Here is a 12,134-nt window from a genome sequence, read left to right as displayed (position 1 = left end):
TCAGAGTGGAGTGGTCACACCATCGGCTCACGCCGCCCCAAGCCCTCGACGATGAAGGTCAACGCCAGCGCGTTGATGGAGACACCCTCGGCCTTGGCGCGATAGGCCAGTCTGGTGTGAATGGATTTCGGGAGGCGCACGACGAGTCGGCCGCCCGCATCGCGCGCCGCCGCCGTGTCCGGGCTGAAGGTCGGCGCTGGGATCTCGCGGCCCAGCGCATGCAGCGCCGAAACGCTGGCGGCAAAGGCGGCGCGGGCGTTGGCAGCGGCGTCGGCCACGGTGGCGCCATCGGCCATGCAGCCCGGCAAATCCGGGAAGGTCATCAAAAACCCGCCGCCATCCTCGGCGGGGACCGGACTGATGGTATAGGCATAGGCCTCGAATGGCCAGGGCGCGACAGCGCAGGCGCAGGTCTGGACGTCGTCGTTCATGCTGGCGAATCCTCCTCTATGTAAAGTGGCCCCGATGTCCAGGACAGTGTTCCCCCGAATTTAACCGATCGTACCCAGGTTCGTCGCAGCGGTTTGGCACTGCCCCGGGCGGGCTTCTGCGGTAAACTGCCACGCCTTTATGCACAGACCCCGGAGTACCAATGGCACGCTATCACGTTTACGGCATCGGCAATGCCCTGGTGGACATGGAGTATGAGGTGGCCCCCAAGGATCTGGAGGTGCTCGGGATCGACCAAGGCGTCATGACCCTGGTGGACGAGGCCAAGCAGCTCGAGATCATGCTGCACCTGGGCTCGCACCACCACGCGCGCGCCTCCGGTGGCTCCGCGGCCAACACCGTCATCGGCTTGAGCCAACTCGGCGGCAGCGCCTACTACTCCTGCCGGGTGGCGGACGACGAGTTGGGCCATTTTTACATGCGCGACCTGCTCGATGGGGGCGTCGACACCAACCACCACACCGAGAAGGAACAGGGACACACCGGGCGCTGCGTGGTGCTGGTGACGCCGGACGGCGACCGCACGATGTGTACCTTCCTGGGGGTCAGCGGCAACCTCTCGGCCAATGAGTTGGTCGAGGATGCCCTGTGCGACGCCGATTGGTTTTACACCGAGGGCTATCTGGTCACCTCCCCCGGCGCCCGCGCCGCCTCGATCCTGGCGCGCGAGATCGCCGAGGCGGCTGGCGTGCGTACCGCGCTGTCGCTCTCCGACCCCAACATGGTCGCCTATTTCAAGGACGGGCTGCTGGAGATGATCGGCCCCGGCATGGATCTCATCTTTGCCAACGAGGCCGAGGCCATGGGGATGGCCGGTACCACCGACCTCAACGACGCCGTCGACTATTTGAAGACCGTCAGCCGGGAGTTCGCCATCACCCGCGGGGCCAAGGGCGCCCTGGTATGGGACGGCAAGGGGCTGATCGAGATCGCCGGCAACAAGGTCGAGGTGGTGGACACCGTCGGCGCCGGCGACATGTTTGCCGGGGCCTTCCTCTACGGTCTCTCCCAGGGCTGGGACCACCAGCGCGCCGGCGACCTGGCCTCCGCCGCCTCCGCCCGGCTGGTCACGACGCTCGGGCCACGCATCGCGCGGGAGGCGACTCAGGCGGTCCTGAAGGCATTCATCTGACGCCGAGCAGATGCCGTCTTCTCGCTCCCACGCTCCCGCGTGGGAGCCAGCGCGGGCGCTCCGCGTCCAGTGCCGGGACCGGACGCGGAGCGCCTGAACGGCATCCACACGCGGAGCGTGGGAACGAGAAAGGCGACCTTCAAGGTCGCCATCAAGTGGAGCAATCCGCACGCCTGAGCGGCGGGGACCCGGCGCCCCATCCTCCCGCGCGTTGAAATTCAGGCGCTTGGGGTCTGGTCCAGGCGGGTGACCTTCAGGGTTTCGGTCAGTTCCGGGGGGTCGCCGGTGCCCTTGCAGGTGTGCCGCAGGGGGCTGACGTCGCTGGCGTCGCGCCCGACTGCAACCCGGATATAGGTGTCGTCGGCGAGCAGGCCGAAGGCGGGGTCGAAGCCGCGCCAGCCGGCGCCGGGGACCAGGACCTCCGCCCAGTGGTGCAGGGTCTGGGGGCGCGGCGGCGTGCCCGCCGGGGCCTCGTCGTCGGGCTCGAACCAGGCGGCGTCCTGATAGCCGGAGACGAAGCGGGCCGGCAGCCCCCAGCCCCGCAGCAGGGCGATCAGCAGGTGGGTGAGGTCCGCGGCGGTGCCCTGGTGGGCCTGGAACAGGGTATCGAGGTCGGTCACCGACTCGGCGGCTTGGGGGGCGAAGGCAGCGACCCCATGGACCCAGGCGAAGGCGTCCTGAATCTGTGCGAGCACCGGCACCCCCTCCTGCCAGACCGGCGTCGGGCGCTCCGCGATCAGTTCGGGGAGCTTAGGGGTCAGGCGCCCCTGGTGATAGACGAAGTCCCACAGGCGTGGCGCCTGGTGCAGGCTATCGAGCAGCCAGGCACGCTCCCGGGAGGGGTCCAGGACCGGGAAATCGAATGGGTTCGACAGCCGGGTCTCGACCTCGGCGGTGAGTGTGAACCCCAGTTCGCGGTGGACGCCGAGCACGCCGAAGTGGTGAGCCAGATTGCCGAAGCCGTCATAGCGCGCGACTGGCTCGGCCGACGGTGAGACCCGCAGTTCCAGGCGTATCAATGACTGGCTGCCGTCCTCCCAGGGCGCCAGACGGATTTGGCAATGGTGTTCCCGCACCGGGGTGGGGAAGCGGATGCCGAAGTCACATTCGATCCGGTATTTCAAGGCGCTTCTCCCAGGTGGGCCTCGAAATAGTCCCCCTGCAGGGCGGTGGCCAGGTCCGCCAACAGGACCAGGTAACGATCGAGATACTCGTGCAGCCCCTGGTCCAGGATGACACGCGGGGAGGCCACGGCCAGATGTTGCCGCAGGGCCGCCAAGGCCTGCGGGACCTCACCCTTTTCCACCAGACCGATGCGCGTCAGCGCCCCCTCCATGCCATTCAGACAATAGGTCAGCGAGCGCGGAAAATCCGGATTGAGGATGGTGAACTCCACGACCTCGATGGGACGGATGCCGGCATGGTATTGACGCCGATAGGCATCGAACCCGGAGAGCGATTTGAGCAAGGCCCCCCATTGGTAATAGTCCAGGGGCGAGCCGACCAGGCTCAGGTCCGGGAGCAACAGATGGTAACGCACGTCCAGGATACGCGCGGTCATGTCCGCCCGCTCCAGCAGCGTGCCGAGCACGGTGAAGCCATAGGCCTCGCCGCGCATCATGCTGCTCTGGGCGAATCCATAAAAGGTCGCGACCTCCCGGTGGACATGGGCGTAGAATTCCGCCGCCCGCCAGGGCTGAAGCGTGGTCTTCAGATGCTTGTCAACCGACAGCCAGAATTCGTTGATCGCCTCCCACATCGCGCTGGAGATACGGTCACGCACCACGCGGGCATTCTCCCGGGCGAGCCTCACGCTATTGTAGAGCGAGCCGGGATTGTCCTTTTCTTGCGTCAGCAGGTGGATGACCCGCTGTACCGTCACCCGCTTGTCCGGATAGCGTACAGGATAGATTTCATCGGCGCCGACGATATTCAGCAGCGGCTGCCACTGCATCTCCTCGGTAGCCCCTTCATCCGCCTCCAGCATGTAGACGACATTGATATCCAGGATCCGCGCGGTGTCGTCCGCACGCTCCAGGTTGCGCGTCATCCAATACAGCGATTCACCGATTCGACTCAACATGGAAGAGATTGTCCGCAAATGAACGCGAATGAACGCAAATGAACCCAACGCACGAAATACGCACCGCGCATCCTCGCCGATACCAACGAGGGATACCGAGCGACTGGAGCGACGCCGCAACAAAAACGGGATAACCGACCGCAGATCGCCGCATCTTTATTTGCGTTCATTTGCGGACTGAATTCTGTCCGACCGCATCTCAGTCGGCCAGGACCCAGGTGTCTTTGCTCCCGCCGCCCTGGGATGAATTGACCACCAGCGACCCCTTGGTGAGGGCCACGCGCGTCAGTCCCCCGGGGACCACCTCGATGCCGTCGCCATAGATGATGAAGGGGCGGAGATCCAGGTGACGGGACTCCAGTTCGCCATCCAGATAACAGATGTGTCGCGACAACTGCACCACCGGCTGGGCGATATAGTTGCGCGGATTCTCATTGATCTTCTTGACGAACTCGGCGCGTTGCGCGGCGGTGGACGCGGGCCCCATCAGCATCCCGTAACCGCCGGACTCCGCCACCGCCTTGATTACCATCCGCTCCATGTTATCCAGCACATAGGCACGGTCCTGGTGGTCGGTCATCTGGTAGGTGGGCACGTTCTGTAAGATCGGCGCCTCCCCCAGGTAGTAACGAATGATCTCCGGGACATAGGCATAGACCGCCTTGTCGTCGGCGATGCCGCTGCCGGGGGCGTTGACCAGGGCCACGTTGCCGGCACGCCAAGCGTCGATGATCCCGGCGACCCCCAGGGTGGAGTCGGCGCGGAAGACCAGGGGGTCGAGGAAGTCGTCGTCCACCCGCCGGTAGACCACGTCCACCCGGCGCAGGCCCTGCGTCGTTTTCAGATAGACCTTGTCGTTCTCGCACACGAGATCCCGACCCTCGGCCAGCTCCACACCCATCTCCTTGGCCAGGAAGGTGTGCTCGAAATAGGCCGAGTTGTAGATCCCGGGGGTCAGGACCACGATCGTGGCCTCGTCTGGGCCGCGCGGTGAGAGAAAGCGCAGGGCCTGGAGCAGCAGGGCCGGATAGTGCTCGACCCGCCGGACCTTGTAGCGGGCGAAGAACTCCGGGAGGATGCGCCGCTCCACGATCCGGTTCTCGATCATGTAGGAAACACCGGAGGGCGTGCGCAGATTGTCCTCCAGGACCAGATAGCGCCCCGCCTCGTCACGGATCAGGTCGACCCCGCTGATATGGGTGTAGATGTCGTGTGGCGGATCGATGTCCATGATCTCGCGACGGAAGTCCTTGCCGCGATAGATCAGCTCAGGCGGCACCACCCCGTCTTTCAGGATGCGCTGACCGTGATAGATGTCCTTCAGGAACAGGTTGAGCGCCCGGATGCGCTGCTTGAGCCCCGCCTCCAGCATGGTCCACTCGTCCGCGGTGATGATGCGCGGCAGGATATCGAAGGGCCAGACGCGCTCGATGCCCTCATCCTGGTCGGAATAGACAGTGAAGGTCACACCCTCTGTGTGCAGGGCGAGGTGCGCCTCGTGCGCCTTGGCGCCGAGCATCTGCTGCCCGGTGCCCTGGATGTGCTCCCACATCGGGCGATAGTGCTCGCGGGGCAGGAAGTTGTCGCTGTAGAACTCGTGATAGGCCATCGCGGGGCCAGCCGACTGGGACTGGGTCTGGCCGCCGCCACCAGATTGGAATTGCCTCAGCATGATGCGGGCTCCTTGTGGCTTGGGTGTTTGCGTATATATAGCAGAAACCATGCCAAACATCGAGCCAGGCCGCGTCCGCGCCCCCGGGCGGTCAGCCGCGCTCGGGTGGCGAGCGGCACGCCCTAAGATCGCGCAGCCCGCACCGCGGCGGGGCCGAAACAGTGCAGCCTGCCACGATCCGCGGCCGGGAATCGCGTTAACGCCAGCGCATGGACGTGGGCGACCCGGCCGGCTACCATGGGCTGCTAGGCTGGAATAAATCCTGCTTCCCCGCCCTATTGCCTGCGCCCAACCTCGGAGTCCGGACCCCCTCCATGTCGATCCTCGTCCAGATCAATCATAAGACCGAATACCAGTTCGACCGCCCGGTGAACCTGTCGCCCCACGTGGTGCGGCTGCGCCCGGCGGCCCACTGCCGCACCCCCATCCGCGCCTACTCGCTGAAGATCGAACCGGCCGATCACTTCCTCAACTGGCAGCAAGACCCCTTCGGTAACTACCTGGCTCGCTTAGTCTTCCCGGAGAAGACCCGCAAATTCTCGGTGGAAGTGGACGTGATCGCTGAGATGCTCACGATCAACCCGTTCGACTTCTTCCTGGAGGAGTACGCCTACAATTTTCCCTTCGTGTATGACGAGCAGCTCCGCAAGGAGTTGGCGCCCTACATGGAGATCAAGGAGCGCGGCCCGCTGCTCACGCAATGGCTGACCGGGGTCGACCGCACGCCGCGGGAGACGGTCTATTTCCTGGTCGACATCAACCAGCGACTCCAGGAGACCATCGGCTATGTGATCCGCATGGAGCCCGGCATCCAGACCTGCGAGCAGAGCCTGGGGCTGGCCAAGGGGTCCTGCCGGGACTCCGCCTGGGTGCTGGTGCAGGTCCTGCGTCACCTGGGCTTCGCCGCGCGCTTCGTCTCCGGTTATCTGGTGCAGCTCACCGCCGACCAGAAGTCCCTGGACGGCCCCTCGGGGCCGGAGAAGGATTTCACCGACCTGCACGCCTGGACCGAGGTCTACTGCCCCGGCGCCGGCTGGATCGGGCTCGACCCCACCTCCGGGCTCTTTGCCGGCGAGGGTCACATCCCGCTCGCCTGCTCGCCCGACCCCTCCAGCGCCGCCCCCATCACCGGGGCCATGGACAAGTGCGAGGTGGAGTTTTATTTCCACAACGAGGTGCGGCGAATCCACGAGGACCCGCGGGTCACCAAGCCCTACACCGACGAGCAGTGGGCGGCCATCGAGGACCTGGGGCACAAGGTCGACGCGGAGCTGAAGGCCAACGACGTGCGCCTGACCATGGGCGGGGAGCCCACCTTCGTCTCCATCGACGACATGGAGGGAGCCGAATGGAACATCGCCGCCCTCGGGCCGACCAAGAAGGGCCTGGCGGAGGACCTGCTGCAGCGGCTCAAGGGTCACTATGCCCCGGGCGGACTGCTGCACATCGGCCAAGGCAAGTGGTATCCCGGCGAGCAACTCCCGCGCTGGGCGCTCTCCTGCTACTGGCGCAAGGACGGTCAGCCGGTGTGGCGCGACCCCGCCCTGTTCGGCCTGGAGAGCCAGGATTACGGCCATGGACCCAAAGAGGCGGCGACCTTCATCCGCACCCTGGCCAAGCATCTAGGCGTCGACCCGGCGCACGCGGAACCCGCCTACGAGGACGTCTGGTACTACCTGTGGAAGGAGCAACGCCTGCCCGTCAATGTCGACCCGCTCGACAACAAGCTCAAGGACCCCAATGAGCGCAAGCGCCTCGCCCGGCTCTTCGACCAGGGGTTGAACCAGGTCACCGGTTACACCCTACCGCTGCGCTGGTGGGGCTTCGGCGATCAGGGCGGCTGGAAGAGCGGCAAGTGGACCTTCCGCGACGGGCGCCTGTTCCTGGTCCCCGGCGACTCACCGATGGGCTTTCGCCTGCCTTTGGACAGCCTGCCGTTTATCCCGGAGGCCGAGCTGGACCAGGTGCCGGAGCGCAACCCCTTCGAGCCGGTCAGCTCCTTGCGCTCGCCCACCGACGAGGTCACGCGCCGCTACAGCCAGGTGGTGCAGCCGGCTCAACCCCCGCAGCCCCTGCGTGAACAGGGCGCGGACCCGCGGGCCATCGCCGCGCGCTACGGCCGACTGACACCGGCCGATCACTCACAGCAGGCGCTGCACCCCCAGGTTGCACTACCGGACGAGCTGCACCCGGACCTGGTGCGCACCGCGCTCTGCATCGAGGCGCGCGAGGGCCGGCTCTACTGCTTCCTGCCGCCGCTGACCCACCTGGAGCACTGGCTGGATCTGGCCCTGTGTCTGGAGGACACGGCGGCAGAGCTTGCGATGCCGATCATCATTGAGGGCTACGAGCCGCCGCGCGACCACCGGCTCCAGAAGCTCGCCGTCACCCCCGACCCGGGCGTGATCGAGGTCAATATCCACCCGGCCGAGTCCTGGGACGACCTGGTGCGCGACATCAACATCCTCTATGCGGAGGCCCGGCTTGCCCGGCTCGGCACCGAAAAGTTCATGCTCGACGGGCGCCACACCGGCACCGGCGGCGGCAACCATGTGACCTTGGGCGGCTCCACCCCGGCGGACAGCCCGCTCTTGCGCCGGCCCGACCTGGTGCAGAGCCTGATCACCTACTGGCAGCACCACCCGAGCCTGTCCTATCTCTTCTCCGGCATGTTTATCGGCCCCACCAGCCAGGCCCCGCGGGTGGACGAGGCGCGCGACGACCGGCTCTATGAGCTGGCCATCGCCTTCCAGCAGATGCCCAAAGGCGAGGTCGCCCAGCCCTGGATCGTCGACCGGGTGCTGCGCAACCTGTTGACCGACGTCACCGGCAATACCCACCGCACCGAGTTCTGCATCGACAAGCTCTACTCGCCGGACAGCGCGTCCGGGCGGCAGGGCATCGTCGAGTTCCGCGGCTTCGAGATGCCGCCCCACGCGCGCATGAGCCTGGCGCAGATTGCGCTCCTGCGTACCCTGGTCGCCCGCTTCTGGAAGGAACCCTATTGCCGCAAGCCGGTGCGCTGGGGCACCGAACTGCACGACCGCTTCCTGTTGCCGCACTTTGCCCGCGTGGACTTCGAGGACGTCATCTGTGACCTGCGGCGCGCCGGCTACCCCTTCGAGGCCGCCTGGTTCGACCCCTTCTTCGAGTTCCGCTTCCCCCATTACGGGGACCTGGTCACCGACAACGGTATCCACATGGAACTGCGCGCCGCCATCGAGCCCTGGCATGTGCTGGGCGAGGAAGTCACGGCGCAGGGCACCTCCCGCTTTGTCGATTCATCAGTCGAGCGGATGCAGGTCAAGGTCAACGGCCTGGTCGGCGACCGCCACGTACTCGCCTGCAATGGCCGGCGCGTGCCGCTGCGCCCCACCGGTCGCAAGGCCGAATTCGTCGCCGGCATCCGCTTCAAGGCCTGGAGCCCGCCCTCCGGCCTGCACCCGACCATCCCGGCCCAGGGTCCGCTGGTATTCGAGATCGTCGACACCTGGAACCGCGCCAGCCTCGGCGGCTGCACCTACTATGTCGCCCACCCGGGCGGGCGCAGTGAGAGCAACTTCCCGGTCAACAGCTATGAGGCCGAAAGCCGGCGCATCGCCCGCTTCCGGCTGATGGGCCACACCTCCGGGATCATCGACGCCCCGGCGGAGGAGCCGGCGGGGGAGCATCCGTATACGCTCGATTTGCGGTATCGGGCGGGGTGTTGAGAGATTGCCCTGAAAGCCAGGCCCCAGCCCCGGTGGGAGCGGCTTTAGCCGCGACGCGCCCGCGCAAGCGGCCAGCGTCTCGTCGCGGCTGAAGCCGCTCCCACGGGATACTTCCCGCTGGGGTTCCGCTGATTCCCAAGTTCCACTTGGGAACGCGGTCCGGGAAGCACTGCTTCCCGGGGTGCCCCGCGGTTTGATGTCGACCCGCGATGATGATATTTTTCGAGCATGATCAAGATCCTAATCCCACACAACCCGCCGGTGCCCTCCGTGGCGTCGGATTGGACCCCACCAAAACCCAGGTCGTTAGGGGGCATTCAGACCCCGGTGGAAGACTGGCGCCTCTTGGCCAATGAGCCCGCCGACCGCACGTTGCAGCGTGATACGAAAGGAGCGGCAAGTACGCAGTCTTTCAGTGGCATTGATTGACAGGTCGGAGGCATTCGAGATGCAAGCCACGCGACTGATCGTCGAGACGAACGAGAATGGACAGATCGTGAACATGCCTCCTCTGTCCCCGAGCGTCCGGATGGAGGCCATTTTCTTGGTGCTGGATGAGCCGCCCGCGTACCCGCGCCGTCAGCCGCCGCCGGACATCGCCGGCAAGGGCCGAATCTTGGGCGACATTATCTCCCCGGCAAGCGACCCGGACGACTGGGAGGCACTGCACTGATCGTCCTCGACACCCATGTCTGGCTCCGGTGGATCATCAGCGCCGGGGCAGACCTGCCCCGCGCCATGGTCTCAGCGATCCGGACAGCCGATGTGACTGCGGTGTCCGGTATCTCCTGTTGGGAGGTCAGCCTGTTGGAGCAGCGTAATCGGATCGATCTCCCGCTGCCCGCCTGTCAGTGGATTCAGCGTGCCCTGGCACCAACCGGCATCCTTTGCCTTCCGGTCTCCTGCGAGATCGGCGTCCGCGCGGCGGCGCTGACCCAACACCATAAGGACCCGGCGGACCGCATCATCATCGCCACCGCAATCGAGCATCAGGCCGAACTCTTGAGCCTTGATGGCCAGTTTCCCGCCTACGCGGAACTCGCTGGCCGCCTGATCGGCGCTTGAGACCCGGCGCAAGTCCGCAAAGGCGAGGGTGAGGCCGATTCCCCTTCCGGTTGGCTCCCAAAGGGTGGCCATTCGGCTAGAATCTGGCGACGACTTGGGCGGGTTCCTGGGGTGACGAACGGGAGCGGGACAATGGCGAAGGACTTTTCTGGACAACGGCTGCGCGGGAGACGCTTCAAAGGCGACCTGCGGGGAGCGAGCTTTCGCGGGGCGGACCTGCGTGGGGCTTCGTTCTGCGGATTGCTGCGGCGTCTGTGTCCGCGTCTGTGTCTGAGATGTCGGCTCTAGCTATTATGGGAACGACGTCCTTAATTTTGGTCGGCTGGTACCTTCGTCGCCGCGCCCTCGCCGAAGACCCGCAGCTTCTGGGGCTGCGCCGCTGGGTGCTCCCTATTGCCGCCTGGCCCGGTACCGATCTGCGCGACGCGCACCTGACCGACGCCAACTTCTCCGGCGCCCGGATGGCCTACGCCCGCCTCGGCAGCCCTGCCGACCTCACACGCACGCGCTTCCGCGGTGCCCTCGACCTGCACATCGCCCATGTCCGCAGGACCATCCTGGCCGACCGCCGGGTGCGTGAACTGCTGGTGAGTGGGGACGGCGCGGGCAGCGACTTCGACCACGCCGACCTCCACGGCGCCTGGCTCGCCGGTGCGAACCTGCGCGGTGCCCGCCTCTGCGACGCGGAACTAACCGGTGCCGACCTGACCCACGCCGACCTGACCGACGCCGATCTCAGCCGCGCGACCCTGATCGGTGCCGATCTGACCGGCGCCACCCTGACCGGCGCCCTGCTGGACGGCTGGAACATCGACACCGCCACCCGCCTGGACGGCGTCGTCGCCGATTATGTCTTTCTGGAGGCCGGCCCGAACGGCGAGCGCCGCGAGCGCCGACCCCAGGGTGACGGCACCTTTGGCCCCGGTGACTTCACCACCCTGTTTAAGCAGGCGCTCAAGACCGTGGACCTGATCTTCCGCAATGGCATCGACTGGGACGCCTTCCGCGCCGCCTTCGATGACTTGCGCGCACACTATGCCGAGTCCGGCGACGGCAGCGAGGCGCAGGTGCGCGTCCAGTCCATCGACACTACCGAGGACGGACGTATCATCGTCCGCATCGCGGTGCCGGACCAGGGGGACAAGGACGCCGATTATCGGCGCCTGGTCGCGGGCTACGAGCAGCGGCTAATTGAGCTGGAAGCTGAACGCGGTCGCCTCGCCGTGCGCCTGGAGCACCATGAGGAATTGGTCGCGAGCGAGCGCCGACACAATGCCGTGCTGGAGCGCATGATCGACGCGGCAATTGCCCTCCGCCCCCAACCGGTAACGATCCACCACACGATTCTTAACGCACGGGAGATAGGCCAGATGACCAGCGGCGACACCATCCACCAATCCGGCAACTTCAGCGGCAGCATCATCAACATCAAGTCCAGACTGGAGCAGGTCAGCCAGGGCATCGGCACCTTGCCGCAGGTCGACGACGCGGCCAAGGAGCGGTTGACCGCACTGCTCGCACAGTTCGGCCCTGGCCCTGGTACCGCCGGACCGGACACAGGAGGCCGAGACGGTCGCGACCCTGACCGCGGAGTTGGTCGACAAGGCCCAGATCGAACCGCCGAACCCGAGCCTCCTGCGCATCTCCGCCGATGGCCTGATGCAGGCGGCCAAGTCGCTGGCCGAAACCGCCGAGCCGGTGCTGAAGATCGTCGAGCAGGTGGTCGGTTTCTTGGGAATCGATTAGCCGGCCTGGGGCCAGGCCCGGTTGGCCAGGGTCGCCCCCGCGTCGCAAACCTACTGGAATTCCGACTCCGCATTCGACTTCGCACGCGGCGTCCAGACATCCCCCCACTGATAGGGCTTGGCGCGGCCGAGCGGAAGATAGCCGAAGACGATCTCACCCTTGGTGCCGTGTCTCCGTGAGAGAACAAGTCTTTCTCTTACGCCCTGCCGCTTGTGCTCGGAACCATGATCGAGGCCGGCGTGCAGGCGCCACTGATTTCTCTTGGATAGGTCGGGA

General features: G+C 65.9%; 10 protein-coding genes. 6 read left to right on the top strand and 4 right to left on the bottom strand.

The features are described from left to right. Positions 1-14 precede the first annotated feature (14 nt). On the bottom strand, positions 15-431 hold the full coding sequence (locus QZX93_RS18700; RefSeq protein ID WP_295385674.1) for a type II toxin-antitoxin system HicB family antitoxin: 417 nt from the start codon (positions 429-431) through the stop codon (positions 15-17). 161 nt (positions 432-592) lie between these two features. Here QZX93_RS18700 and QZX93_RS18695 point away from each other — a divergent pair, with 161 nt between their 5' ends. After that, positions 593-1,582, top strand: a complete 990-nt coding sequence (locus tag QZX93_RS18695) for an adenosine kinase (protein ID WP_295385672.1) — start codon at positions 593-595, stop codon at positions 1,580-1,582. A 218-nt stretch (positions 1,583-1,800) separates the two neighbouring features. Here the strand turns inward: QZX93_RS18695 and QZX93_RS18690 are convergent, their stop codons facing one another. The 3 genes from QZX93_RS18690 to QZX93_RS18680 all read right to left on the bottom strand — a co-directional run bounded on the left by QZX93_RS18690 (position 1,801) and on the right by QZX93_RS18680 (position 5,337). After that, on the bottom strand, positions 1,801-2,706 hold the full coding sequence (locus tag QZX93_RS18690) for a transglutaminase family protein (RefSeq protein WP_295385670.1): 906 nt from the start codon (positions 2,704-2,706) through the stop codon (positions 1,801-1,803). Continuing rightward, positions 2,703-3,665 (bottom strand): alpha-E domain-containing protein, encoded by a 963-nt coding sequence (locus QZX93_RS18685; protein ID WP_295385668.1) that lies wholly within the window; start codon positions 3,663-3,665, stop codon positions 2,703-2,705. Before QZX93_RS18685 ends, QZX93_RS18690 begins: the two co-directional genes overlap by 4 nt. 199 nt (positions 3,666-3,864) lie before the next feature. Further along, a complete protein-coding gene (locus QZX93_RS18680) occupies positions 3,865-5,337 on the bottom strand; it encodes a circularly permuted type 2 ATP-grasp protein (protein WP_295385666.1) in 1,473 nt (490 codons plus the stop codon). Positions 5,338-5,651: 314 nt separating this feature from the next. Between QZX93_RS18680 and QZX93_RS18675 the strand changes: the two genes are divergently transcribed. From QZX93_RS18675 to QZX93_RS18660, 5 genes are all read left to right on the top strand, one after another. Further along, complete coding sequence (locus QZX93_RS18675; RefSeq protein WP_295385664.1) at positions 5,652-9,047, top strand: DUF2126 domain-containing protein; 3,396 nt, start codon at positions 5,652-5,654, stop codon at positions 9,045-9,047. Between the two features lie 448 nt (positions 9,048-9,495). Then, positions 9,496-9,720: a hypothetical protein gene (locus tag QZX93_RS18670; protein WP_295385662.1), complete on the top strand. Its 225-nt coding sequence runs from the start codon at positions 9,496-9,498 to the stop codon at positions 9,718-9,720. Next, positions 9,702-10,112, top strand: coding sequence for a type II toxin-antitoxin system VapC family toxin (locus tag QZX93_RS18665; protein WP_366760721.1), 411 nt, complete (start codon positions 9,702-9,704; stop codon positions 10,110-10,112). The genes QZX93_RS18670 and QZX93_RS18665 overlap by 19 nt, the downstream gene beginning before the upstream one ends. A 132-nt stretch (positions 10,113-10,244) precedes the next feature. After that, complete coding sequence (locus QZX93_RS27465; protein ID WP_366760709.1) at positions 10,245-10,400, top strand: pentapeptide repeat-containing protein; 156 nt, start codon at positions 10,245-10,247, stop codon at positions 10,398-10,400. 5 nt (positions 10,401-10,405) lie between these two features. Next, the gene (locus QZX93_RS18660; protein WP_295385660.1) at positions 10,406-12,037 is read left to right on the top strand and encodes a pentapeptide repeat-containing protein; all 1,632 of its coding nucleotides are present in this window, start codon (positions 10,406-10,408) and stop codon (positions 12,035-12,037) included. Positions 12,038-12,134: the final 97 nt, after the last annotated feature.

Source organism: uncultured Thiodictyon sp., assembly GCF_903946935.1.
Taxonomy (GTDB): domain Bacteria; phylum Pseudomonadota; class Gammaproteobacteria; order Chromatiales; family Chromatiaceae; genus Thiodictyon.
The sequence above is the reverse complement of the archived record's forward strand: the minus strand, read 5'-3'. Positions and strand labels throughout refer to the sequence as shown.